Annotated in this window: 19 protein-coding genes; 13 read left to right on the top strand and 6 right to left on the bottom strand. The window is 57.4% G+C overall.

Annotation, left to right across the window (positions count from 1 at the left end; genetic code table 11):
• The first annotated feature begins 106 nt into the window (after nucleotides 1–106).
• Nucleotides 107–1,222, top strand: a complete 1,116-nt coding sequence (macA, locus tag B3X29_RS04455) for a macrolide transporter subunit MacA (RefSeq protein ID WP_103178898.1) — start codon at nucleotides 107–109, stop codon at nucleotides 1,220–1,222.
• On the top strand, nucleotides 1,219–3,159 hold the full coding sequence (gene macB, locus B3X29_RS04450; protein ID WP_159339212.1) for a macrolide ABC transporter ATP-binding protein/permease MacB: 1,941 nt from the start codon (nucleotides 1,219–1,221) through the stop codon (nucleotides 3,157–3,159). Before macA ends, macB begins: the two co-directional genes overlap by 4 nt.
• Before the next feature lie 164 nt (nucleotides 3,160–3,323).
• On the opposite strand, the gene cspD is transcribed toward macB, so the two are convergent.
• Nucleotides 3,324–3,545 (bottom strand): cold shock-like protein CspD, encoded by a 222-nt coding sequence (gene cspD, locus B3X29_RS04445; protein WP_032617324.1) that lies wholly within the window; start codon nucleotides 3,543–3,545, stop codon nucleotides 3,324–3,326.
• A gap of 325 nt (nucleotides 3,546–3,870) precedes the next feature.
• On the opposite strand from cspD, the gene clpS reads away from it, so the two are divergent.
• The 3 genes from clpS to B3X29_RS04430 all read left to right on the top strand — a co-directional run bounded on the left by clpS (nucleotide 3,871) and on the right by B3X29_RS04430 (nucleotide 7,647).
• A complete protein-coding gene (gene clpS / locus B3X29_RS04440; RefSeq protein ID WP_103823399.1) occupies nucleotides 3,871–4,191 on the top strand; it encodes an ATP-dependent Clp protease adapter ClpS in 321 nt (106 codons plus the stop codon).
• Between the two features lie 30 nt (nucleotides 4,192–4,221).
• Nucleotides 4,222–6,498 carry an ATP-dependent Clp protease ATP-binding subunit ClpA gene (gene clpA, locus B3X29_RS04435; RefSeq protein WP_159339211.1) on the top strand — a complete coding sequence of 759 codons (2,277 nt, stop codon included), beginning with the start codon at nucleotides 4,222–4,224 and terminating at the stop codon, nucleotides 6,496–6,498.
• Nucleotides 6,499–7,233: 735 nt separating this feature from the next.
• The gene (locus tag B3X29_RS04430) at nucleotides 7,234–7,647 is read left to right on the top strand and encodes a hypothetical protein (protein WP_103181057.1); all 414 of its coding nucleotides are present in this window, start codon (nucleotides 7,234–7,236) and stop codon (nucleotides 7,645–7,647) included.
• 77 nt (nucleotides 7,648–7,724) lie between these two features.
• Here B3X29_RS04430 and infA read toward each other — a convergent pair whose 3' ends face one another.
• The 5 genes from infA to trxB form a co-directional block, all read right to left on the bottom strand.
• On the bottom strand, nucleotides 7,725–7,943 hold the full coding sequence (infA, locus tag B3X29_RS04425) for a translation initiation factor IF-1 (protein ID WP_001040187.1): 219 nt from the start codon (nucleotides 7,941–7,943) through the stop codon (nucleotides 7,725–7,727).
• A 286-nt stretch (nucleotides 7,944–8,229) separates the two neighbouring features.
• Nucleotides 8,230–8,937, bottom strand: a complete 708-nt coding sequence (gene aat, locus B3X29_RS04415) for a leucyl/phenylalanyl-tRNA--protein transferase (RefSeq protein ID WP_103178902.1) — start codon at nucleotides 8,935–8,937, stop codon at nucleotides 8,230–8,232.
• Between the two features lie 47 nt (nucleotides 8,938–8,984).
• Nucleotides 8,985–10,706, bottom strand: a complete 1,722-nt coding sequence (gene cydC / locus B3X29_RS04410) for a heme ABC transporter ATP-binding protein/permease CydC (RefSeq protein WP_290508574.1) — start codon at nucleotides 10,704–10,706, stop codon at nucleotides 8,985–8,987.
• The gene (cydD, locus tag B3X29_RS04405) at nucleotides 10,706–12,472 is read right to left on the bottom strand and encodes a heme ABC transporter permease/ATP-binding protein CydD (protein ID WP_159339209.1); all 1,767 of its coding nucleotides are present in this window, start codon (nucleotides 12,470–12,472) and stop codon (nucleotides 10,706–10,708) included. The genes cydC and cydD overlap by 1 nt, the downstream gene beginning before the upstream one ends.
• A 113-nt stretch (nucleotides 12,473–12,585) precedes the next feature.
• The gene (gene trxB / locus B3X29_RS04400) at nucleotides 12,586–13,554 is read right to left on the bottom strand and encodes a thioredoxin-disulfide reductase (protein WP_103178905.1); all 969 of its coding nucleotides are present in this window, start codon (nucleotides 13,552–13,554) and stop codon (nucleotides 12,586–12,588) included.
• Nucleotides 13,555–14,103: 549 nt separating this feature from the next.
• Here trxB and lrp point away from each other — a divergent pair.
• From lrp to B3X29_RS04360, 8 genes are all read left to right on the top strand, one after another.
• Nucleotides 14,104–14,598, top strand: a complete 495-nt coding sequence (lrp, locus tag B3X29_RS04395) for a leucine-responsive transcriptional regulator Lrp (RefSeq protein WP_000228469.1) — start codon at nucleotides 14,104–14,106, stop codon at nucleotides 14,596–14,598.
• 133 nt (nucleotides 14,599–14,731) lie between these two features.
• Complete coding sequence (ftsK, locus tag B3X29_RS04390) at nucleotides 14,732–18,610, top strand: DNA translocase FtsK (protein ID WP_159339208.1); 3,879 nt, start codon at nucleotides 14,732–14,734, stop codon at nucleotides 18,608–18,610.
• Nucleotides 18,611–18,737: 127 nt separating this feature from the next.
• Complete coding sequence (gene lolA, locus B3X29_RS04385; protein ID WP_290504601.1) at nucleotides 18,738–19,352, top strand: outer membrane lipoprotein chaperone LolA; 615 nt, start codon at nucleotides 18,738–18,740, stop codon at nucleotides 19,350–19,352.
• A gap of 9 nt (nucleotides 19,353–19,361) precedes the next feature.
• Complete coding sequence (rarA, locus tag B3X29_RS04380; protein WP_103178908.1) at nucleotides 19,362–20,705, top strand: replication-associated recombination protein RarA; 1,344 nt, start codon at nucleotides 19,362–19,364, stop codon at nucleotides 20,703–20,705.
• 92 nt (nucleotides 20,706–20,797) lie between these two features.
• Nucleotides 20,798–22,090, top strand: a complete 1,293-nt coding sequence (serS, locus tag B3X29_RS04375) for a serine--tRNA ligase (RefSeq protein WP_103178909.1) — start codon at nucleotides 20,798–20,800, stop codon at nucleotides 22,088–22,090.
• 207 nt (nucleotides 22,091–22,297) lie between these two features.
• Nucleotides 22,298–24,742 (top strand): dimethylsulfoxide reductase subunit A, encoded by a 2,445-nt coding sequence (gene dmsA / locus B3X29_RS04370; RefSeq protein ID WP_159339206.1) that lies wholly within the window; start codon nucleotides 22,298–22,300, stop codon nucleotides 24,740–24,742.
• A 10-nt stretch (nucleotides 24,743–24,752) separates the two neighbouring features.
• Nucleotides 24,753–25,370: a DMSO/selenate family reductase complex B subunit gene (locus B3X29_RS04365; protein ID WP_156654207.1), complete on the top strand. Its 618-nt coding sequence runs from the start codon at nucleotides 24,753–24,755 to the stop codon at nucleotides 25,368–25,370.
• Nucleotide 25,371: 1 nt separating this feature from the next.
• Nucleotides 25,372–26,235, top strand: coding sequence for a dimethyl sulfoxide reductase anchor subunit family protein (locus B3X29_RS04360; RefSeq protein WP_156654208.1), 864 nt, complete (start codon nucleotides 25,372–25,374; stop codon nucleotides 26,233–26,235).
• Nucleotides 26,236–26,313 lie beyond the last annotated feature (78 nt).

Below are 26,313 nucleotides of genomic sequence, written 5' to 3'. Positions count from 1 at the left end.
CTCTCCTCAACAACTTTCACGCGCCACGAAAAGCAGGGGTTTCGTTGAGGCGCGGTTTAGTTAGAATCAACAGTTATGTAAGCCGGAATTGCTATTTGGAATATTTATGAACTTAAAGGGAAAGCGCAGGAAGCTGTTTCTGCTGCTGGTGCTGATTGTACTGGTGGGTGGATTCTGGCTGTGGCGGGTGCTAAACGCACCGGTGCCGCAATATCAGACATTGATTGTCCGTCCGGGCGAGTTGCAGCAGAGCGTGCTGGCGACCGGCAAACTGGACGCGCTACGCAAGGTTGACGTGGGTGCCCAGGTCAGCGGCCAGTTGAAGACCCTATCGGTGGAGATTGGCGACAAGGTGAAAAAAGGGCAACTGCTGGGGGTTATCGACCCGGAGCAGGCCGAAAACCAGATCAAAGAGGTGGAAGCGACGCTGATGGAGCTGCGCGCCCAGCGCAGCCAGGCGGAAGCGGAGCGTAAGCTCGCCCAGGTGACCCTGAACCGTCAGCGGCAGCTGGCGACCACCCAGGCGATCTCGCAGCAGGATCTGGATACCTCGACCACCGAGCTGGCGGTGAAGCAGGCGCAGATTGGCACCATCGATGCGCAGATCAAACGCAACCAGGCCTCGCTGGACAGTGCCAAAACTAACCTCGAGTACACCCGCATCGTTGCACCGATGGCCGGGGAAGTGACGCAGATTACGACCCTGCAGGGACAGACGGTTATCGCCGCCCAGCAGGCGCCGAACATCCTGACCCTGGCGGATATGGGTACCATGCTGGTGAAGGCGCAGGTTTCGGAAGCGGATGTGATCCACCTGAAGCCGGGGCAAAAAGCCTGGTTTACCGTGCTGGGGGACCCGCAAACCCGCTATGAAGGGGTGCTGAAGGATATTCTCCCGACGCCGGAGAAGGTCAACGACGCCATTTTCTATCACGCCCGGTTTGAAGTCCCCAACCCGCAGGGGGTGTTGCGCCTGGACATGACCGCCCAGGTGCATATTCAGCTCTCCGGGGTGAAAAACGTGCTGACCATTCCGCTGGCGGCGCTGGGCCAACCGGTAGGAGATAACCGCTATAACGTGAAGGTGCTGCGTAACGGTGAAATCCGCGAGCGTGAGGTGAGTCTCGGCTCGCGCAACGACACCGATGTGGTGGTGGTGAAAGGGCTGGAAGAGGGTGAAGAGGTGGTCATCAGCGAGAGCCAGCCAGGGGCGGCGAAATGACCGCCCTGCTGGAGCTGAATGATATCCGCCGCAGCTACCCCTCCGGCGACGGGCCGGTGGAGGTGCTGAAGGGCATCACCCTGCAGGTAGAGGCGGGGGAGATGGTGGCGATTGTCGGGGCGTCAGGCTCCGGTAAATCGACGCTGATGAATATTCTTGGCTGTCTGGATAAACCCACCAGCGGCACCTATCGCGTGGCGGGCACCGACGTCGCCACGCTGGACAGCGACGCGCTGGCCAAACTGCGTCGGGAACATTTCGGCTTTATCTTCCAGCGTTACCATCTGCTTTCGCATCTGAGCGCGGCGCAAAACGTCGAGGTGCCCGCGGTCTATGCTGGCGTAGAGCGCAAAAAACGTCTTGAGCGGGCGCAGGCGCTGCTGACCCGGCTGGGGCTGGGGGAGCGGGTGGATTATCAGCCGTCGCAGCTGTCCGGCGGCCAGCAGCAGCGGGTGAGTATCGCCCGGGCGCTGATGAACGGCGGGCAGGTGATCCTGGCGGATGAACCGACCGGGGCGCTGGACAGCCACTCCGGGGAAGAGGTGATGGCAATCCTGCACCAGCTGCGGGATCAGGGGCACACGGTGATTATTGTCACCCACGATCCGGAGGTGGCCTCCCAGGCCGGACGCATTGTCGAGATCCGCGACGGCGAGCTGGTCAGTAATCCGCCGCCCGGCCTCAATGCTACCCGGCGTCAGGAGGTGGCGTTACCGCCGCCGTCGGGCTGGCGGCAGTTTGCCAGCAGCTTTCGCGAAGCGCTGACCATGGCCTGGCTGGCGATGGCCGCCAACAAAATGCGCACCCTGCTGACCATGCTTGGGATCATCATCGGCATCGCCTCGGTGGTGTCGATTGTGGTGGTGGGCGACGCGGCCAAACAGCTGGTGCTGTCGGATATCCGCTCCATCGGCACCAATACCATTGACGTCTATCCCGGCAAAGATTTTGGCGATGATGAGCCGCAGTACCAGCAGGCGCTGAAGTATGACGATCTCACGGCCATTCAGAAGCAGCCGTGGGTTAACTCCGCCACCCCGGCGGTGTCCCAGAGCCTGCGTCTGCGCTATGCCAATATCGATGTGGCGGCCAGCGCCAACGGCGTCAGCGGCGACTATTTCAACGTCTACGGTATGACCTTCAGCGAAGGGGGCACCTTCAATGCAGAGCAGCTTGCAGGGCGGGCGCAGGTGGTGGTGCTCGACAGCAACGCCCGGCGACAGCTGTTCCCCAATAAAGCGAAGGTGGTGGGCGAGAGCGTGCTGGTGGGGAATATGCCCGCAACGGTGATTGGCGTGGCGGAGGAGAAGCAGTCGATGTTTGGCAGCAGCAAGATTTTGCGCGTCTGGCTGCCTTACACCACCATCTCCGGGCGCATTATGGGGCAGTCGTGGCTTAACTCCATCACCGTCCGGGTGAAAGAGGGTTACGACAGCGCCCAGGCAGAGCAACAGCTTGAGCGCCTGTTGACCCTGCGCCACGGGAAGAAAGATTTCTTCACCTGGAACATGGACGGGCTCTTGAAAACGGCGGAAAAGACCACACGTACTCTTCAGCTCTTCCTCACGCTGGTGGCGATCATCTCCCTGCTGGTCGGGGGGATCGGGGTAATGAATATCATGCTGGTGTCGGTGACGGAGCGAACGCGTGAAATCGGCATCAGGATGGCGGTGGGCGCCCGGGCCAGCGATGTGCTGCAACAGTTTTTGATTGAAGCGGTGCTGGTCTGTCTGGTGGGCGGTGCGCTGGGGATTACGCTCTCGCTGCTCATCGCCTTTACGCTGCAGCTGTTTTTACCCGGCTGGGAAATTGGTTTTTCACCGATGGCGCTGCTAACTGCCTTCCTGTGTTCTACCTTTACCGGGGTACTGTTTGGCTGGTTGCCGGCCAGAAACGCCGCGCGATTAGATCCGGTGGATGCGTTAGCCCGGGAGTGAATCTGTTGCCGGGTGGCGGCTACGCCTTACCCGGCCTACGAAATCCGTAGGCCCGCGCAAGCGCAGCGCCGCCGGGCATCAGGCCGCACGGCAGCCCACAAATAAAAATGCCAGCGCATCGGGCTGGCATTTTGAGTGCGGGGTGTACACAATGAAACAGAGGGCTATGCCACCACTTCTGCTTCGATGGGCACAATAACGCTGGCATGATTGCCTTTTGGCCCAAGGTGTACATCGAACCGGACGGCCTGCCCGGCTTTCAGCGTTCTGTATCCATCCATCTGAATGGTGGAGTAATGTGCGAAAATGTCTTCGCCGCCGCCTTCAGGGCAGATAAAACCAAACCCTTTGGCGTTGTTGAACCACTTAACTGTACCCGTTTCCATGCTTCGACATCCTTCGTAAATCTTATTGAGTTAGATGTAATGAACCGGTGGTGAAGTGGGGGCTGTTCAAAACCTCGCCAACTCACGCCTGTTCAATTTAGATAAACCAAAGGGATCGTCAAGCCTTTGCCGGGTAAGGAAGGTGAAAAATGCGTCAAAATTTGAAGCAGTTAACGCTATTGAACGGTATTGTGACAGACATCGCGGATGGCAATAATAGATATAGGTTATCTGACATCTAAGGTAGATTCAGGTTATGTATAGACTCCCGTCAGCATCACAGAGATACGCGACCGGAGACCGTAAACGAAGATGACGACTGACAATGGGTAAGACGAACGACTGGCTCGATTTCGATAAGTTGGCGGAAGATGAAGTGCGCGACGCGCTAAAACCGCCATCTATGTATAAAGTTATGTTAATGAACGATGATTACACGCCGATGGAATTTGTTATTGACGTGCTACAAAAGTTCTTTTCTTATGATGTTGAACGTGCAACGCAACTGATGCTTACGGTTCACTATCATGGCAAAGCCATCTGCGGTGTTTTTACCGCAGAAGTCGCCGAAACCAAGGTGGCAATGGTGAACCAGTATGCAAGGGAGAACGAGCATCCGTTGCTGTGTACGCTGGAAAAAGCCTGAATAAGGCAATGAAAATTGGGGGAGGTGCCTATGCTCAATCAAGAACTGGAACTCAGTTTAAACATGGCTTTCGCCAGAGCGCGTGAGCACCGACATGAGTTTATGACGGTCGAGCACCTGCTGCTTGCACTGCTCAGTAACCCATCCGCCCGCGAAGCGCTTGAAGCCTGCTCCGTGGATCTGGTGGCGCTGCGTCAGGAACTTGAAGCCTTCATCGAACAGACCACACCTGTACTGCCCGTCAGTGAAGAGGAGCGCGACACGCAACCGACGCTCAGCTTCCAGCGTGTACTCCAGCGTGCGGTATTTCACGTCCAGTCCTCCGGACGTAGCGAAGTCACCGGTGCCAACGTGCTGGTTGCCATCTTCAGCGAGCAGGAGTCGCAAGCTGCCTACCTGCTGCGCAAACACGAAGTCAGCCGCCTCGATGTGGTGAACTTTATCTCTCACGGAACGCGAAAAGACGAATCGAATCCGTCTTCGGATTCCAGCCATCAGGTCAACAGCGAAGAGCAGGCAGGCGGGGAGGAACGTATGGAAAACTTCACCACCAATCTTAACCAGCTTGCCCGTGTTGGCGGTATCGACCCGCTGATAGGCCGCGATAAAGAGCTGGAACGGGCGATTCAGGTGCTGTGCCGCCGCCGCAAGAATAACCCACTGCTGGTGGGGGAGTCTGGCGTCGGTAAAACCGCCATTGCCGAAGGGCTGGCCTGGCGCATCGTGCAGGGCGACGTCCCGGAAGTGATCGCCGACTGCACCATCTATTCGCTGGATATCGGTTCCCTGTTGGCCGGCACCAAATACCGCGGTGATTTTGAAAAACGTTTCAAAGCGCTGCTGAAACAGCTGGAGCAGGATACCAACAGCATCCTGTTTATCGACGAGATCCATACCATCATCGGCGCCGGTGCGGCATCGGGTGGTCAGGTGGATGCCGCTAACCTGATTAAACCGCTGCTCTCCAGCGGCAAGATCCGGGTAATGGGTTCAACCACCTATCAGGAGTTCAGCAATATTTTCGAAAAAGATCGTGCCCTGGCGCGTCGCTTCCAGAAAATCGATATTACTGAACCGTCGGTTGAAGAAACGGTGCAGATCATCAACGGCCTGAAGACGAAGTACGAGGCGCACCATGATGTGCGTTATACCGCGAAAGCGGTGCGTGCGGCGGTGGAGCTGGCGGTGAAATACATCAACGATCGCCACCTGCCGGATAAAGCGATTGATGTGATCGACGAAGCGGGCGCGCGTGCGCGTCTGATGCCGGTCAGCAAGCGTAAGAAAACGGTCAACGTGGCGGATATCGAATCCGTGGTGGCCCGCATCGCGCGTATCCCTGAGAAGAGTGTTTCTCAGAGCGACCGCGATACGCTGAAAAACCTTGGCGATCGCCTGAAAATGCTGGTCTTTGGGCAGGATAAAGCCATTGAGGCCTTAACCGAAGCCATTAAGATGGCCCGCGCCGGGCTGGGGCATGAGCACAAACCTGTCGGTTCTTTCCTGTTCGCCGGCCCGACCGGGGTGGGGAAAACCGAGGTGACGGTTCAGCTCTCCAAAGCGCTGGGCATCGAGCTACTGCGCTTCGATATGTCCGAGTATATGGAGCGCCACACCGTCAGCCGTCTGATCGGTGCGCCTCCAGGCTATGTGGGCTTTGACCAGGGCGGCCTGCTCACCGACGCGGTGATCAAGCATCCGCACGCGGTACTGCTGCTCGATGAGATCGAGAAAGCGCACCCGGACGTGTTCAACATCCTGCTGCAGGTGATGGATAACGGGACGCTGACCGATAACAACGGGCGCAAGGCGGACTTCCGCAACGTGGTGCTGGTGATGACCACCAACGCCGGGGTGCGTGAAACCGAGCGTAAATCCATCGGCCTGATCCACCAGGATAACAGCACCGATGCGATGGAAGAGATCAAGAAGGTCTTTACGCCGGAGTTCCGTAACCGTCTGGACAACATTATCTGGTTCGATCATCTCTCTACCGAGGTGATTCATCAGGTGGTGGATAAGTTCATCGTCGAGCTGCAGGTTCAGCTGGATCAGAAAGGGGTCTCTCTGGAAGTGAGTCAGGAAGCCCGCAACTGGCTGGCAGAGAAAGGCTACGATCGTGCGATGGGTGCCCGTCCGATGGCGCGTGTGATTCAGGACAACCTGAAGAAACCGTTGGCTAACGAGCTGCTGTTTGGTTCGCTTGTGGATGGTGGTCAGGTGACGGTGGCGCTGGATCAGGCGAAGAATGAGCTGACGTATGATTTCCAGAGTGCGGCGAAACATAAGCCGGAGGCGGCTCACTAACGCTGTTATGTGATGATAAAAACCGGGCAAATGCCCGGTTTTTTTTATGGTTTTTTAGTCGTTGTAGGCCCGTGCAAGCGCAGCGCCGCAGGGCGATGCACGGTGGGTGAGAACATGTGGCGGCTGTGATGGTTCCGTTCACCTTGCGTTCGCTGCTTCTCTGTAAACCACGTCACCGGTGAACGTGTCAGGGGGGCTCGCCGCCGCCCCCTGACCACCCCGGCTCCCGGCCAGGAAAATCGCCGCTTCGCGGTCCCCTCGGCTTTTTCCCTTCGGCTTTCGGGTCGGGCCATGCGCCCCGCCCCGGCCTGCGGTCAACGCCTCAGCGATTTTCAGCCGGACCAGGGTGCCGCTGTGAGTAGAGGGTCTGTCTCTGGCTTTTGTGTTGCTGTAGGGGGGATGAAAATTTTGCGAGGCGTTATCCATAATTTAATTATGGGTATTGCTGGATAAAACCACAGTAATAGAATGGCGATGCACCTGCAAAATCAGGTGCCAGGATTGGCGTCCTGAACAAACTTCGGAAATGGTGTTGCATGCGCAACATTAGCGGTTTCGTTCACTCTTTTGAAAGCTGCGGATATAATCCGCATGCTCAGATTATGGTGGGCTGGGCCAGGGCTTCTTTGAAGCGCCGATTTTTCCGAGGGTAGTCGGTACGCCAACCTGGTTCAGTCCACCGCCTGAGTTGGCGTTCGGGTGGTCAGCAAAAAATTACTTTCGGAGATTATGATTATGGATAATAACACCATCACCCAGCTTTACAGCGAACTCGAACTGTCTACCCCCGATCTCTCCACCCTTGCCGCGCGCTGCAACCTGCTCACCGAAATCCTGGTCGATTGCGACTCGCTGCCGCAAACGCAGCCTGTCTGCCGCTGCCTGGCGGCCTACCTTGATGCATTCAGCGCTGAGCTGGCAAAATCCATGACCGACTTTCGCGTGCTGGATGAGAACGATATCCCGCCCGTGCACAAACAGGAGTGGCTGCTGGACAGCACCGAAGCCCAGTGCGATTACTGCCGGGCCTTAAACCATGTGCTGCTGGTGTCGCATTTCGACCGCGAGATGCTCCCGCACCTTACCGGGCTGCTGCATGATATTGCGCATACCATGCTGGCGGATCTGACCGTAGTGCGTATCCACTGATACGGGCGGGGCATAAAAAAAGGCCGGGATAACCCGGCCTTTATTATTCTTTGTACGCCATTGCAGGCGAAATACTCTTAGCGACTACGGAAGACAATGCGGCCTTTGCTCAGGTCGTACGGGGTCAGCTCAACAGTCACTTTGTCGCCCGTCAGAATACGGATATAGTTCTTACGCATTTTACCGGAGATATGCGCGGTAACGACGTGACCGTTTTCCAGTTCTACGCGAAACATGGTGTTAGGCAACGTTTCCAGAACGGTACCCTGCATTTCAATATTGTCTTCTTTGGCCATCTAATCCTCTGGGGTATCACTACCAAGTTTTGAACCGGCAAGATAATGCCGAAATTCCTCAATTAAGTAAAGATTTGTGCGTTTAAAACGCAACAAAGCAGTTTCAGCGTATTGCCCGGACGTCACGGTTCAACCGTACGAAAAGCGCATACGTAAAGGGGAGGTGGCAGGATAAACGATAGGGCGTTATCGGATGCGAACTATTCCCAAACGGCGGCGGGGCAACAGGCAGAACCTACTCTGCGGCAGAATTATAGCACCTTGAGGAAAAATATGCGGAAAACATTTATCCCTGAGGCGTAAATAACGTCGTCGGCACCCAGAAATTTTGCGGTAATTTTTGCATGCGCAGGGTCGCCAGCTGCGCCAGATATTCATGACGCGAGATCTCCACGACACCCAGAGAGGCGGTATGTTCGTTCAGCACCTGGCAGTCAACTAACTTGCCGCCGCTGCGGGCAAAGCGTTCGCAGAAGACCAGCAACGCGGTTTTCGAGGCGTTAACCGCGCGGCTGAACATCGACTCGCCGCAAAACAGCGTGCCCTGCGCCACGCCGTACATGCCGCCCACCAGTTCATCCTTATCATCCCATACCTCAATCGAATGGGCGTAGCCCAGCTCGTGCAGGCGATGGTAGGCGACGATCACCTCGGGCGTGATCCAGGTTCCTTCAAAGCGATCGCTGGCGCAGCCCTCGATCACCTGACCAAACGCATGGTTGAGGGTGACGCGATAAGGGGAGCGAGCGTGAAAACGCTTCATGCTGCGGCTGATATGAAACTCCGCAGGCCAGAGAACGGCGCGGGGGTCGGGCGACCACCATAAGATGGGATCGCCGGGAGAGAACCACGGAAAAATCCCCCGCTGGTAGGCCATCAGTAAACGCGACGGACTCAGATCGCCGCCCAGGGCCAGCAAACCATTAGGTTCACGCAGCGCCCCTTCCGGAGAAGGGAACGCAAGAGAGTGACGAGAGAGCTGGACCAGGCGCATGACAACAAAACTCCAGTACGCAAAGTGGGGATCGGTTCAAATATAGACTACAGACGTTGTTTGAACTGGTAGTAGCGGCCCTGTTTTGCCAACAGTTCAGCGTGATTACCTTGCTCAATAATTTGTCCGTTGTCCATCACAATAATTTGATCGAAATCCGCCAGGCCGCGCAGACGGTGCGTCACCATCAGCACGGTTTTGTCCTGCATCTCTTTTTTGAGTAAATCAAGGATTTGCCGCTCGGTAGTGGCGTCCAGCCCTTCGGTTGGCTCATCCAGCAGCATCAGCGGCGCATTGTGAAGCAGCGCACGCGCAATGGCCAGGCGGCGCAGCTCGCCGCCGGATAACTGACGGCCGCCTTCGCCAAGCCAGCTGTTGAGCCCTTCATCTTCCAGCAGCTTGTGCAGACCTACTTTTTCCAGCATCCCGCGTAATGCTTCATCGGCAGCGCCGGGCGCGGCTAACAGCAGGTTATCGCGCAGGGTGGCGCTGAAAAGATGAACCCGCTGGGGCACCACGCTTACCGTTTTGCGCAGCGCAGTCTCGCTCATCTGCACCAGAGTCGTGTCGTTAAACAGGATCTGACCCTGCGCCGGGTCCCATGCTCTGGTCAGCAGCTGCAGCAGTGTCGATTTACCGCAGCCTGTGCGACCCAGCACCGCCACATGGGCGCCCGCGGGGATCGTCAGGTTAATGTGGTCCAGCGCGGGCTGCGCCTGACCTTCATAGGCAAAACTGACATCCGAAAGGCACAGGGCCAGCTGCTCAGGGACCGCTGATGCGGTCGTACTGAACTGCACTTCCGGCTGCTGGCCGGTAATCTGGGTGATACGCAGCGCGGAGGCCACCACCTGGCCCAGGTGCTGAAAGGCACCGGTCACCGGCGCCAGGGCTTCAAACGCCGCCAGCGCACAGAAGACAAACAGGGCGATTAACGGGCCTGGCTGCGCGTTATCGCCCACGCCGCCGGAAGCCATCCACAGCATCGCCATGACTGCGCCTCCGCCAATTAACAGCATCAGCGCCTGGGAGAGGGCCGTGAGTTCCGACTGCTTGCGCTGGGCTTCGTGCCAGTTCAGCTCGGTATTTTCCATCTGCACGCGGTAGCGGCGGCTGGCACCAAAGATCGTCAGCTCCGCCTGACCCTGTAGCCAGCCCGTCAGCTGCTGGCGATACTCGCCCCGCAGACGCGTCAGCTTTTCACCGGTCGGTTTTCCGGCGCGGTAAAACAGCGGGGGTAAGATAAAGAGCGTTGCGAGCATGATCCCGCCGAGCACCAGCGCAATGTGAACGTCCAGCAGGCACAGCCCCAGGGTGACCACCACAATGACCACCAGGGCGCCCACCAGCGGAGAGATCACGCGCAAATAGAGGTGATCGAGGGTATCCACGTCGGCGACGACGCGGTTAAGCAGTTCCCCCTGGCGATAGCGTGCCAGTCCGGCAGGGGAGAGGGGGAGCAGCTTGCTGAAGGTGGTAACGCGCAGGTGTTGCAGCACGCGGAAGGTCGCGTCATGGCTGACCAGACGTTCAAAGTAGCGCCCGGCGGTACGGGTGATGGCCGTACCGCGCACCCCGGCGGCGGGCAACATATAGTTGAAGCTGTAGAGCCCGGCAAAACCGGCGACCGCCGAGGCAGAGAGGAACCAGCCGGAGAGCGTCAACAGGCCGATACTCGCCAGCAGGGTGACGATCGCCAGCACCACGCCCAGCGTCAACATCCATTTGTGGCGCATATAAAGCGCCAGATAAGGCAGTAAAGCGCGCATCAAATCTCCTCCTGACGGTTTGCCAGCAGGGCCGCAAACGGCCCCTGTACCGCCGCGAGCGTGGCGTAATCGCCCTGCTCAACAAGCTGACCATTGTCCATGACCCAGATCTGATCCCACCGGGAGATGCCCTCCAGCTGGTGCGTCACCATCAGCGTGGTTTGCTGCTGCGAGGCGGCATCCAGCGCCAGCATCACGCGCTGTTCACTGTGCGCATCCAGGCTGGCGGCTGGCTCATCCAGGAGTAAAAGCTGACACGGGTTAAGCAGGGCGCGGGCCACGGCAATGCGCTGCGCCTGGCCGACGGAAAGCCCCGCCGACTGATCGCCCACCACCGTGTCCACGCCGTTCGGCAGCAGGGGCAGGAATTCGCTAACCCAGGCACGGTCGAGCACCGACTGCAGCTCCTCTTCGCTGGCATCCGGGCGCGCCAGCAGCACGTTTTCCCGCAGCGTGGCCGCAGGGAGCTGCGGGTTCTGTCCTACCCAGCTTAAGTGGGTGCGCCACTCGTCAGGATCGAGCGCTGAGAGCTCGGCCTGGTTGATCCGCAGCGAGCCGCTGTAGGCCATAAAGCCAGATAATGCATTCAGCAGGGAGCTTTTACCGGAGCCGCTGGTGCCAACCAGCACCACGCGCTGGCCTGCCGCGAGGGTGAAGGTTAATGGCCCCGCGAGCACCTTACCTTCCGGCGACAGTACGCAGAAATTCTCTGCTTCAATACTGACTGGTCGGGTGGTGTTCAGGGTCACGTCGCCACGCTGCGGATGAGCCAGCGGCGTTTCAAGGAAGGTTTTCAGGCTGTCGGCGGCGCCCACGGCCTGCGCTTTCGCATGATAAAAGGTGCCCAGATCGCGCAGCGGCTGGAAAAATTCCGGCGCCAGAATTAACGCCAGAAAGCCTGCAAAAAGGGTCACGGCGGTACCGTAATGACCGAAATCAAGGGCGCCCAGGTAGGAGAAACCGAAATAGACGGCAACCAGCGCAATCGACAGTGAGGTAAAGAACTCCAGCACCCCGGAGGATAAAAATGCCAGGCGTAACACTTCCATGGTGCGCTGACGGAAATCCTGGGAGGCGTGGCGGATGTTGTCGGTTTCGGCTTCACCGCGACCAAAAATACGCAGCGTTTCCATGCCGCGCAGACGGTCAAGGAAGTGGCCGCTGAGACGTCCGAGCGCCAGGAAATTGCGGCGGTTGGCGTCGGCAGCCCCCATACCGACCATCGCCATAAAGAGCGGGATCAGCGGGGCGGTACCCAGCAGGATCAGCGCGGCGACCCAGTTATAAGGAAAAATCGCGAGCACGATCAGCAGGGGAACGAAAGCGGCCAGCGCCATCTGGGGCAGATAGCGGGCGTAGTAGTCGTGCATGTCATCGATCTGTTCGAGGATCAGCGTCGCCCAGCTTCCGGCGGGCTTGCCCTGGATCCAGGCAGGCCCGGCCTCCTGTAGCCTGTCCAGCACCTGGCGGCGAATTTCATAGCGAATGTTCTGCCCGGCGTGGAAGCCCACGCGCTCGCGCAACCAGACCACCCAGGCACGCAGAATAAAGACCAGAATCAACACAATGAAAGGCAGTAACAGCGCCTCGCGCGGGATATTTTCCATAATCATATGGTTAAGAATGCGGGCCAGAAGCCATGCCTGGCCGACAATCAACAGTCCGCTGATAAACCCTAAAAGACGGGAAATATTCAGCCAGCGGCGGGAAATAACGCTTTGCTTTTTCAGCCAGCGAGTTAACTCTTGTTGACGGGTTTTTTCCATTGCGTGCTTTGCAGGTGATGTTATTAGGTATTGGGCACGGCAATGTTACAACGCAGAGACGATAAAGGCGACTTATCGCCGCCTTTTTTACGTTTGTTGCTGATTTGTAAAAATTATTTACTCTGATCGGCCAGTCCGTCGAGATATCGTTCTGCATCCAGCGCGGCCATACAACCGGTGCCCGCAGAGGTGATCGCCTGACGATAAATGTGGTCCATCACGTCGCCCGCAGCGAATACGCCCGGGATGCTGGTCTGGGTAGCATTGCCGTGAATACCTGACTGCACTTTGATGTAGCCGTTCTCCAGCTCAAGCTGGCCGTCGAAGATAGCGGTGTTCGGGCTGTGGCCGATGGCAACAAACAGACCTGCCACTTCCAGCGTTTCAACGTTGTCGGTGTTCTGGGTGTCACGGATACGCAGGCCCGCCACGCCCATCTGATCGCCGGTCACTTCTTCCAGCGTGCGGTGGGTGTGCAGCACGATGTTGCCGCTGGCCACTTTGTCCATCAGACGTTTGATCAGGATCTTTTCCGCGCGGAAAGTATCACGGCGGTGAATGAGGTGCACTTCAGAGGCGATATTCGCCAGATAGAGTGCCTCTTCAACCGCGGTATTGCCACCGCCGATGACCGCCACCTTCTGGTTGCGATAGAAGAAACCGTCGCAGGTTGCACAGGCAGAGACGCCGCGACCTTTGAACTCCTCTTCAGAAGGCAGACCCAGATAGCGGGCTGAAGCGCCGGTAGCGATGATCAGCGCGTCGCAGGTGTACTCCGCGTTGTCACCGGTCAGGCGGAACGGACGGTTTTGCAGATCGACCTTGTTGATGTGGTCAAAAATGATTTCGGTATCAAATTTGGCGGCATGCTCGTGCATGCGCTCCATCAGCAGCGGCCCGGTCAGGCCTTCAGGATCGCCTGGCCAGTTTTCTACTTCGGTGGTGGTGGTCAGCTGACCGCCTTTTTCCATGCCCGTAATCAGTACCGGTTGCAGGTTAGCGCGTGCAGCGTAGACCGCTGCGGTATATCCCGCAGGTCCAGAACCAAGAATTAGCAGCTTACTGTGTTTGGCCGTGCCCATGAGATCCTCATTGTTGTTGGCAGACATTTTCCTGGATTGTAGGGAATTTGTTGGCGTAAAAAAAGGGCGCAGCGATTTTGTTAACGATGTGTGTGATAGAAAGGGCCAATCAACGAGAGGTAAGAAAAGGTGATTTTATAACAATAATCATAGGTAATCGGTCGAAACGACGGCGATAAAATGAGGATTAATCGCCGGACGTAATGAATATCCGGCATGTTGTACTAAAAATCGATGTTTTGCTTTGACAATCCCCTGCGCTTTTGCGAAAACATTCAAGGAAGAAAAAAAATGGTCTTTGTGTAACGCATAGTCATGCACAAAATCACCATTTTTACCGGGTCAGCGAAATCTACGCATGGTGTGGACAGATGCCATACGTGATGTTGATGGCCGCCTCTGGGCAACGGTCTTCATACCACATAACCCCAATCGGATCGCGCAAACTATAAAACAGGCGATGCGATTAACCGCGGGGAAAGACTCTGAACAGTGAAGTGCACAGGGTCCTGGCAGGAGTTAGGGAAGGAATACAGAGAGACAATAATAATGGTAGATAGCAAGAAGCGCCCTGGCAAAGATCTCGACCGCATCGATCGTAACATTCTTAATGAACTGCAAAAGGATGGGCGTATTTCCAACGTCGAGCTTTCAAAACGTGTGGGACTTTCCCCGACGCCATGCCTTGAGCGTGTGCGCCGACTGGAAAGACAGGGTTTTATTCAGGGCTATACAGCGCTGCTGAACCCGCATTATCTGGATGCCTCACTTCTGGTATTTGTTGAGATTACTCTGAATCGTGGTGCGCCGGATGTGTTTGAGCAATTTAATGCTGCCGTACAAAAACTTGAAGAAATTCAAGAGTGTCATCTGGTTTCCGGGGATTTCGACTACCTGTTGAAAACCCGCGTGCCTGATATGTCCGCCTACCGTAAGCTGCTGGGCGAAACCCTGCTGCGACTGCCTGGTGTGAACGACACCCGTACCTATGTGGTAATGGAAGAAGTCAAACAGAGCAATCGTCTGGTTATTAAGACGCGCTAATACGGAACAGGTGCAATATCAGCGTACTTTGATTACACTCCTGGTAATCCATACAGCAACAGTGTCGGGCTCCCCGGCACTGTTGTCCGTTTAGCACTCAGGCAGGAATTGCCTGATACCTGGAGAGCCTTTCTTGAGCCAGGAATATACTGAAGACAAAGAAGTCAATTTAACCAAGCTTAGCAGTGGGCGCCGACTCCTTGAGGCGTTACTGATCCTTGTTGCCCTTTTTGCCGTCTGGTTGATGGCAGCCTTACTCAGTTTCAACCCCTCCGATCCTAGCTGGTCACAAACCGCATGGCATGAGCCTATCCATAATTTAGGCGGCGTACCGGGGGCATGGCTGGCGGACACGCTGTTCTTTATCTTTGGCATAATGGCGTACACCCTTCCCGTCATTATTATTGGCGGCTGCTGGTTTGCCTGGCGCCATCGCCAGAACGATGACTACATCGACTATTTTGCTGTCTCGCTGCGCCTGATTGGTGCGCTGGCTTTAATCCTCACCTCCTGCGGCCTGGCGGCGATTAATGCCGACGACATCTGGTATTTTGCCTCCGGCGGCGTGATTGGCAGCCTGCTGAGCACCGCGCTACAGCCGATGCTGCACAGCAGCGGTGGTACTCTGGCGCTGCTCTGCGTCTGGGGGGCGGGGCTGACGCTGTTTACCGGCTGGTCCTGGGTCACCATCGCCGAGAAAATCGGCAGCGTGATCCTCAATATCCTGACCTTTGCCAGCAACCGTACCCGTCGCGACGATACCTGGGTTAACGACGAAGAGTACGAAGATGATTACGAAGACGCGGAGCCGAGCGCTGAGCGTCGTGAATCTCGCCGCGCCCGCATTATGCGCGGGGCGCTGGCGCGCCGTAAGCGTGTGGCAGAGAAATTCGCCAATCCATTAGGCCGCAAAACCGATGCGGCATTGTTCTCCGGCAAACGGATGGATGACGAAGAAGAGGTGGCTTATAGTGCCCGTGGTGTTGCCGCCGATCCGGATGATGTGTTGTTCTCCGGTAATCGTGCGCTGCCGTCCGATTATGATGAGTTCGATCCGCTGCTCAACGGTCACTCAGTAGCTGAGCCCCTTGCTGCCGCTGCTGCCGCAACCACGGCAACCCAGGCCTTTGCTGCGCCGGTTGAACCGGTCACTCCGACGCCTTCTGTGCCAGAGATGCCGCTGCAGCAACATGCGGTTGAATGGCAAGCGGAACCTGCATCGCCGATCCCGGAGCCGGAACCGTATGTCGCCGCAGCACCGCAGGAGTGGCAACCGCCTTATCAGCCTGAACCTGTCTACGCGCAGCCGCAGTATGAGCCGCCGCAGCAGCCTGCCTATCAGCCTGAACCTGTTTATCAGCCTGAGCCTGTTTATCAACCAGAGCCGGTCTATCAGCCGGAGCCTGTTATCACCCCGCCGGTTGTCGAAGAGCCGCCGGTTGAAGAGGTGAAACCGTCCCGTCCGCCGCTTTACTATTTCGAAGAGGTGGAAGAAAAACGTGCCCGGGAACGCGAGCAGCTTGCGGCCTGGTATCAGCCGGTGCCCGAGGCGGCACAAGAGCCAGCCCCGATTAAGGCCGCTGAAACCCCGACGATTCCGGTTCCCGCTGTGGAACCCGCCTCCGCCGTTGCACCTGTTGCCGCAAGCGTGCAGCAGGCAACAAGCTCAGGCGCCGCGGCGGCCAGCGCTGCCGCGCCGTTATTCAGCCTGGCAACCGGCGGCGCACCGCGTCCGCAGGTAAAAGAGGGGATTGGTCCGCAGTTACCGCGGCCTAATCGCGTACGTGTTCCGACCCGCCGTGAACTGGCCTCGTATGGCATCAAGCTGCCTTCCCAACGAATGGCCGAAGAGAAAGCGCGTGAAGCCGGACGTCAGCCGTATGATGAACACTACGACGACGAGGCCGATGAAATGCAGCAGCAGGAGGAGCTGGCCCGCCAGTTCGCTCAGCAGCAACAGCAGCGGTATGGTGGTGATGAGCATCAGGTCCAGCCACAGTCCTTTGAAACGCAGGATGACGAAGATAGTGCCGCCGAAGCGGAGCTGGCTCGCCAGTTCGCCGCCACGCAGCAGCAGCGTTATTCCGGTGAGCAACCGACAGGGGCTAATCCGTTCTCGCTGGCGGACTTTGAATTCTCGCCAATGAAAGATCTGGTGGATGATACGCCGAGTGAGCCGCTGTTCACGCCGGGCGTGATGCCGGAAGCCGAGCCGCCGCGTCAGGCGGTTACGCCGCGTCAGGCGGTTACGCCGCCACAGCCGCAGCAGCCCGTTCAGCCACAACATGTTGCACAACCGCAGCAGCCAGTTCAGCCGCAGCAGTATGCACAACCGCAGCAGCCTGTTCAGCCGCAGCAGTATGCACAGCCTCAACAGTCCGTGCAGCCGCAGCAGCCTGTACAGCCTCAGCAGTATGCGCAGCCGCAACAGCCGGTGCAGCCACAGCAGCCAGCCGCTCAGCCTCAGCAGAGCCTGATCCATCCGCTGTTGATGCGCAATGGCGACAGCCGCCCACTGCAAAAGCCAACCACGCCGCTGCCGTCGCTGGATCTGTTAACGCCGCCGCCAACGGAAGTCGAGCCGGTCGATACCTTTGCCCTGGAGCAGATGGCTCGTCTGGTTGAGGCGCGTCTGGCCGACTTCCGTATTAAAGCGGATGTGGTGAACTATTCTCCTGGGCCGGTGATCACCCGGTTCGAGCTGAACCTGGCGCCGGGTGTTAAAGCCGCGCGTATTTCCAATCTCTCCCGTGACCTGGCGCGTTCGCTGTCGACCGTGGCTGTGCGCGTGGTTGAGGTGATCCCAGGCAAACCCTATGTCGGTCTGGAGCTGCCGAACAAAAAACGCCAGACCGTTTACCTGCGTGAAGTGCTTGATAACGCCAAGTTCCGCGATAACCCGTCGCCACTGAGCGTGGTGCTGGGTAAAGACATTGCGGGTGAGCCGGTGGTGGCCGATCTGGCTAAAATGCCGCACCTGCTGGTGGCGGGTACCACCGGTTCCGGTAAATCTGTCGGCGTTAACGCCATGATCCTCAGCATGCTCTATAAAGCGCAGCCGGAAGATGTGCGTTTCATCATGATCGACCCGAAAATGCTGGAGCTGTCGGTCTACGAAGGCATCCCGCATCTGCTGACCGAAGTCGTGACCGACATGAAAGATGCTGCCAATGCCCTGCGCTGGAGCGTCAACGAGATGGAGCGTCGTTACAAGCTGATGTCTGCGCTGGGCGTGCGTAACCTCGCCGGGTATAACGAGATCATCGCCGAAGCGGCGAAAATGGGCCGTCCAATTCCGGATCCGTACTGGAAACCGGGCGACAGTATGGACGCCGAACATCCGGTGCTGGAAAAACTGCCGTATATCGTGGTGCTGGTGGATGAATTTGCTGACCTGATGATGACCGTCGGCAAGAAAGTGGAAGAGCTCATCGCCCGCCTGGCGCAAAAAGCCCGTGCGGCAGGGATCCATCTGGTGCTGGCGACCCAGCGTCCGTCGGTGGATGTGATCACCGGCCTGATTAAAGCTAACATCCCGACCCGTATCGCCTTTACCGTGTCGAGTAAAATCGACTCCCGTACCATCCTTGACCAGGGGGGCGCAGAATCGCTGCTCGGTATGGGGGATATGCTCTATTCCGGGCCGAACTCGACTTCGCCGGTGCGTGTTCACGGGGCGTTTGTTCGTGACCAGGAAGTGCATGCCGTGGTGCAGGACTGGAAAGCGCGCGGTCGCCCGCAATATGTCGAAGGCATTACCTCTGACAGCGAAAGCGAAGGCGGCGGCGGTGGCGGCTTTGACGGCGGCGAAGAGCTGGATCCGCTATTCGATCAGGCGGTTAACTTTGTTACCGAGAAACGTAAAGCCTCTATCTCCGGCGTACAACGCCAGTTCCGCATCGGCTATAACCGGGCGGCGCGCATTATTGAGCAGATGGAAGCGCAGGGCATCGTCAGCGAGCAGGGACATAACGGCAACCGTGAAGTGCTGGCCCCGCCACCGTTTGAATAACGGCCTCGATTGCAAAGATGGGTAAAGCTGCAAAAATTAAGCATTTTCTTCTGTCGCCTGCCTGCGGGCAGGTCCAGAATAGTGACAGAAACCCCCATTTCGGGAAGACGCTTTGTAAGGATGAACAATGAAAAAAATCGTAATCACCTGTGCATTACTCACTGGCTTTGTGGCAAGTAGCGTCTGGGCTGATGCCGCCAGCGACCTGAAAAGCCGCCTGGATAAAGTGAGCAGCTTCCATGCCAGCTTCACGCAGAAAGTGACTGACGGCAGCGGCAACGCGGTGCAGGAAGGCCAGGGTGACTTGTGGGTTAAACGTCCGAATCTCTTCAACTGGCATATGACCCAGCCGGACGAAAGTATCCTTGTCTCCGACGGTAAAACCCTGTGGTTCTTTAACCCGTTTGTTGAGCAGGCCACCGCCACCTGGCTGAAAGATGCCACCAGCAACACGCCGTTTATGCTGATTGCCCGTAACCAGTCCAGCGACTGGCAGCAGTACAACATCAAACAGAGCGGCGATGAGTTTGTGCTGACCCCGAAAGGCAGCACGGGCAACCTGAAGCAGTTCACCATCAACGTGAGCAGCAACGGCACCATCAATCAATTCAGCGCCGTGGAGCAGGACGATCAGCGCAGCAGCTATCAGCTGAAATCCCAGCAGAACGGTGCCGTCGATGCATCGAAATTCACCTTTACCCCGCCGAAGGGCGTAACGGTGGACGATCAACGTAATAAGTAAGAGGCGTGAGTGAGCAACCTGTCGCTCGATTTTTCAGATAATGCGTTTCAACCTCTGGCCGCCCGTATGCGGCCAGAAAATTTAGCGCAGTATATCGGTCAGCAGCATCTGCTGGCCGCGGGCAAGCCCTTGCCACGCGCGATTGAGGCCGGGCATCTGCACTCGATGATCCTCTGGGGGCCACCGGGCACCGGTAAAACGACCCTGGCGGAAGTGATCGCCCGCTATGCTGATGCAGATGTCGAGCGCATCTCCGCCGTCACCTCCGGCGTGAAAGAGATCCGCGAAGCCATCGAACGGGCGCGGCAGAACCGCAATGCCGGACGCCGCACGATCCTGTTTGTTGACGAAGTCCACCGCTTCAATAAAAGCCAGCAGGATGCCTTCCTGCCGCATATTGAAGACGGCACCATCACCTTTATCGGCGCCACCACGGAAAACCCCTCGTTTGAACTGAACTCGGCGCTGCTGTCCCGCGCCCGTGTCTATCTGCTGAAATCGTTAACCACCGATGATATCGAGCAGGTGCTGACGCAGGCGATGACCGACAAGGCCCGGGGCTACGGCGGCCAGGATATCGTGCTGCCTGACGAGACGCGTCGCGCCATTGCCGAGCTGGTTAACGGTGATGCGCGCCGGGCGCTGAATACCCTGGAGATGATGGCCGATATGGCCGAAACCGACGACAGCGGCAAGCGGGTATTGCTCCCGGCGCTGCTGACCGAAATCGCCGGTGAACGTAGCGCGCGTTTTGATAATAAAGGCGATCGTTTTTACGATCTGATCTCGGCGCTACACAAATCAGTGCGCGGCAGTGCGCCCGATGCCGCGCTTTACTGGTATGCGCGCATTATCACTGCCGGAGGCGATCCGCTGTATGTCGCCCGCCGCTGTCTGGCGATTGCCTCCGAAGATGTCGGTAACGCCGATCCGCGCGCCATGCAGGTGGCACTTTCCGCCTGGGACTGCTTTACCCGTGTCGGACCTGCCGAAGGCGAACGCGCCATTGCCCAGGCCATTGTCTATCTTGCCTGCGCACCCAAAAGTAATGCTGTCTATACCGCCTTCAAAGCGGCGATGTCCGATGCCCGCGAACGTCCTGATTACGATGTTCCAGTCCATCTGCGCAACGCGCCGACCAAACTGATGAAAGAGATGGGTTACGGTGAGGCGTATCGCTATGCCCACGACGAGCCCAACGCCTACGCCGCCGGGGAGGAGTATTTCCCGCAGGAAATGGCACAAACACGCTACTATCACCCGACAAACAGAGGCCTTGAGGGTAAGATTGGCGAAAAGCTCGCCTGGCTTGCCGGACAGGATCAAAATAGCCCTATAAAACGCTACCGTTAGGGCTATCGTTGCGGTAATGTTGGCAATTGTATCCTTGTGACCGCAGGCTGTGGTCACATTTCCTATTTTAATTCGATAAGCACAGGATAAGCATGCTCGATCCCAATCTGCTGCGTAATGAGCCAGACGCAGTCGCTGAAAAACTGGCACGCCGGGGCTATAAACTGGATGTAGATAAGCTGCGCGCTCTTGAAGAGCGTCGTAAAGTTCTGCAGGTACAAACAGAAAACTTGCAGGCAGAGCGTAACTCTCGATCGAAATCCATCGGCCAGGCGAAAGCGCGCGGGGAAGACATTGAGCCATTACGCCTGGAAGTGAACAAGCTGGGTGAAGAACTGGATCAGGCGAAAGCCGAGCTGGACGTTCTTCAGGCCGAAATTCGTGAAATCGCGCTGGCGATCCCGAATACCCCTGACGACAGTGTTCCTGTCGGTAAAGACGAAAACGACAACGTCGAAGTGAAACGCTGGGGCACGCCTCGCGAGTTCGACTTCGAGGTTCGCGATCACGTTACGCTGGGCGAAATGCACGCGGGGCTCGATTTTGCCGCTGCCGTTAAGCTGACCGGTTCCCGCTTTGTGGTGATGAAAGGGCAGATCGCCCATCTGCACCGCGCGCTGGCCCAGTTCATGCTGGATCTGCACACCGAGCAGCACGGCTACAGCGAAACCTACGTACCGTATCTGGTGAACCACGATACGCTGTATGGTACCGGCCAGCTGCCGAAATTTGCCGGCGATCTGTTCCACACCCGTCCACTGGATGAAGAAGCCGACAGCAGCAACTACGCGCTGATCCCAACGGCAGAAGTGCCGCTGACCAACCTTGTGCGCGATGAGATCATCGACGAAGACGATCTGCCGATCAAACTGACGGCGCACTCTCCATGCTTCCGTTCTGAAGCGGGCTCTTATGGCCGTGATACCCGCGGTCTGATCCGTATGCACCAGTTCGACAAAGTCGAAATGGTGCAGATCGTGCGTCCGGAAGAGTCCATGGCGGCGCTGGAAGAGATGACCGGTCACGCGGAAAAAGTGCTGGAGCTGCTGGGTCTGCCGTACCGCCGCGTGGCGCTGTGTACCGGTGACATGGGCTTTGGCGCCTGCAAAACCTTCGACCTCGAAGTGTGGGTACCGGCGCAGGGAACCTACCGTGAAATCTCCTCCTGCTCTAACGTAGGCGATTTCCAGGCGCGCCGCATGCAGGCTCGCTGCCGCAGCAAATCCGACAAGAAAACCCGTCTGGTGCACACCCTGAACGGCTCCGGTCTGGCAGTGGGACGTACGCTGGTCGCGGTGCTGGAAAACTACCAGCAGGCGGACGGCCGTATCGAAATTCCTGAAGTGCTGCGTCCGTATATGAAAGGCCAGCAGTACATCGGTTAAATTGTTTTTAAGTAAAAAGCGCCTGCGGGCGCTTTTTTTATGCCCCGGTTTTGATGTCAGGCAATATCCCCTCCCTCTAAAGTAGTAATACTTTCCAAACAGTTGGTTAGCGTAAACGTCTGCTAACGCACGGTATCTTTATATAAAAAACTATATAGCGGTTGTTACCGCACCTTTGAACTTTGTGAGCAATCAAAGTGAGAGTCTATGAAAATGAAAACGCCTGAAGCTCTGCTGGCTGCTGAGGTGAGTCGACGTGGATTGATGAAAACCACGGCGATTGGCGGCCTGGCTGTTGCCAGTAGCGCATTCACATTGCCTTTTTCACGTCTGGCATCGGCTGCACAAGCCGCTGAGACCGTTAAACCTGATGAGAAAGTGGTCTGGAGCGCCTGCACGGTAAACTGCGGCAGCCGCTGTCCACTGCGCATGCATGTCGTTGACGGTGAAATTAAATATGTTGAGACCGACAATACCGGGGACGATAATTACGAAGGATTACATCAGGTTCGCGCCTGCCTGCGCGGCCGCTCAATGCGCCGTCGTGTCTATAACCCGGATCGCCTGAAGCAGCCGATGAAGCGCGTGGGTAAACGCGGCGAAGGCAAGTTCGAACCCATCAGCTGGGAAGAGGCCTTTGACACCATCGCCGGTACGATGCAGCGTCTGATTAAAGATTACGGTAACGAATCTATCTACCTGAACTACGGCACCGGCACCCTCGGCGGCACCATGACCCGCTCCTGGCCGCCGGGAAAAACCCTGATCGCCCGTCTGATGAACTGCTGCGGGGGATACCTCAACCATTACGGTGACTACTCAACCGCACAAATTGCCGCTGGCCTGAACTACACCTATGGCGGGTGGGCAGATGGCAACAGCCCGTCGGATATCGAAAACAGCAAGCTGGTGGTCCTGTTCGGCAATAACCCTGGCGAAACGCGCATGAGCGGCGGCGGGGTAACGTACTACGTCGAACAGGCGCGGGAAAAATCGCAAGCCCGGATGATCGTCATTGACCCGCGCTATACCGACACCGGGGCAGGGCGCGAAGATGAGTGGATCCCCATCCGTCCAGGCACCGATGCAGCGCTGATCTCTGCCCTGGCGTGGGTGATGATCACTGAAAACCTCGTCGACCAACCTTTCCTCGACAAATATTGCGTCGGCTACGACGAAAAAACGCTGCCGGAAGGGGCACCGGCGAACGGCCACTATAAAGCCTATATTCTCGGCCAGGGCAATGACGGCATCGCCAAAACCCCGGCCTGGGCCGCGGCCATCACCGGCATTCCCGAGGCGCGCATCATTAAACTGGCACGTGAAATTGCCGGGGCGAAGCCTGCCTTTATCTCTCAGGGCTGGGGGCCGCAGCGTCATGCGAATGGCGAACTTGTCTCCCGCGCTATCGCCATGCTGGCCATTTTGACCGGCAATGTGGGGATTAACGGTGGCAACAGCGGCGCGCGTGAAGGCTCATATTCACTGCCTTTTGTACGCATGCCGACCCTGGAAAACCCGGTTAAGACCAGCATCTCAATGTTTATGTGGACCGATGCCATCGAGCGCGGCCCGGAAATGACCGCCACCCGTGATGGGGTACGCGGCAAAGATAAACTCGACGTGCCAATTAAAATGGTCTGGAACTACGCCGGGAACTGCCTGATCAACCAGCATTCGCAGATCAACCGTACCCATGAGATCCTGCAGGATGATAAAAAATGCGAGCTGATTGTGGTGGTGGACTGCCATATGACCTCCTCGGCGAAGTATGCCGATATTTTGCTGCCAGACTGCACCGCCTCTGAACAGATGGATTTCGCCCTTGATGCCTCCTGCGGCAATATGTCGTATGTGATTTTTGCGGACCAGGCGATCAAACCGCGCTTCGGCTGTAAAACCATCTATGAGATGACCACAGAGCTGGCGAAACGTATGGGCGTTGAGCAACAGTTCACCGAGGGACGCACCCAGGAAGGGTGGATGCGCCACCTGTACGAGCAGTCACGTGAGGCCATCCCGGAGTTGCCGTCATTTGATGAATTCCGCCAGCAAGGCATGTTCAAAAAGCGTGACCCGGAAGGGCACCACGTGGCGTATAAAGCCTTCCGTGCCGATCCTGTTGCCAATCCGCTGACCACCCCGTCAGGCAAAATTGAGATCTATTCCGCTGAACTGGCGCAGATTGCCGCGACGTGGGAGCTTGAGAAAGACGATGTGATCGATCCACTCCCGGTTTACAGCCCGGGCTTCGAAAACTACGACGATCCGCAGGTCAAATCCTTCCCGCTGCAGTTGACCGGCTTCCACTATAAGGCGCGTACGCACTCTACCTACGGTAACGTTGATGTCCTTAAGGCGGCCTGCCGTCAGGAGATGTGGATCAATCCGCTGGATGCTAAGGCCCGCGGGATCGCCAACGGCGACCGGGTACGGATCTTTAACAGTCGTGGCGAAGTGCACATTGAAGCCAAAGTGACGCCGCGTATTCTGCCGGGCGTCGTCGCGCTAGGTGAAGGCGCCTGGTACAACCCGGACGCCAACCGCGTCGATCAGGCTGGCTGCATTAACGTGCTCACCACGCAACGCCCGTCGCCGCTGGCGAAAGGCAATCCGTCTCACAGTAACCTTGTTCAGGTTGAAAAGGCGTAAGGAGTAGCCGATGACCACTCAGTATGGATTTTTTATTGATTCCAGCCGCTGCACCGGGTGTAAAACCTGCGAGCTGGCCTGTAAAGACTATAAGGATCTGACGCCGGATGTCAGCTTCCGCCGCATCTACGAGTACGCGGGCGGTGACTGGCAGGAGGACAACGGCGTCTGGCATCAGAACGTCTTTGCCTACTATCTCTCTATTGCCTGCAACCACTGCGAAGATCCCGCCTGTACCAAGGTGTGCCCGAGCGGCGCGATGCACAAGCGCGACGACGGCTTTGTCGTGGTGAATGAAGATGTCTGCATCGGCTGTCGTTACTGCCATATGGCCTGCCCATACGGCGCACCGCAGTACAACGCCGCCAAAGGCCATATGACCAAGTGCGACGGCTGCCATGACCGCGTGGCGGAAGGCAAAAAGCCGATTTGCGTGGAGTCCTGCCCGCTACGGGCGCTGGATTTCGGTCCGATTGCCGAGCTGCGCCAGAAGTACGGCAAGCTGGCTGCGGTCGCGCCGCTGCCGTCTGCGCACTTTACGAAGCCGAGTATCGTCATTAAACCCAATGCCAACAGCCGACCAACGGGTGATACCACCGGCTATCTGGCCAATCCAAAGGAGGTGTGAGATGGGAAGCGGATGGCATGAATGGCCGTTAATGATTTTTACCGTCTTCGGACAGTGCGTGGCGGGCGGTTTTATTGTGCTCGCGCTGGCGCTGTTAAAAGGTGATCTGAAGGCTGAACAACAGCAGCGTCTGGTGCTGAGCATGTTTGGCCTGTGGGTGCTGATGGGCATCGGCTTTATCGCCTCCACGCTGCACCTGGGCTCGCCGATGCGCGCGTTCAACTCCCTCAACCGTGTGGGGGCCTCATCCCTCAGCAATGAGATTGCCAGCGGGGCGATCTTCTTTGCTGTTGGTGGTCTGGGCTGGCTGCTGGCCGCGATGAAGAAGCTGCCTGCCGGGCTGCGCAGCCTGTGGCTGATTGTTACTATGGTGCTGGGCGTGGTGTTCGTCTGGATGATGGTTCGGGTCTATAACACGATCGACACCGTGCCGACCTGGTACAGCGTCTGGACCCCAATGAGCTTCTTCCTGACGATGTTTATCGGCGGGCCTCTGCTGGGTTTCCTGCTGCTGCGCGTGGCGGGTGTGGATGGCTGGGCCATGCGTTTGCTGCCCGTCGTCTCCCTGCTGGCGCTGGTGGTGAGCGCCATCGTTGCCCTGATGCAGGGGGCGGAACTCGCAACCATCAGCAGCTCCATTCAGCAGGCGTCAGCCCTCGTGCCGGATTACGGCTCGCTGATGGCCTGGCGCGTGGTGCTGTTAGCGGTCGCGCTGGCCTGCTGGATTGTACCGCAGCTTAAAGGCTATCAACCTGCGTTACCGATATTGTCGCTGGCATTTGTGCTGGTGCTGGCGGGCGAATTACTGGGGCGCGGCGTCTTTTACGGTCTGCATATGACTGTTGGGATGGCTGTCGCCAGTTAACGCTGATTTTTGTTATATAAAGCCGGGACATAGTGCCCGGTTTTTTTATTTTCGATCATGAAATTTTTCTTCTGTCGT

Origin of the sequence: Leclercia sp. UBA5076 (genome assembly GCF_002416465.1) — a bacterium.
In the GTDB taxonomy this organism is placed as follows: Bacteria; Pseudomonadota; Gammaproteobacteria; order Enterobacterales; family Enterobacteriaceae; genus Enterobacter.
This window is presented reverse-complemented; position numbering and strand designations above follow the sequence as displayed.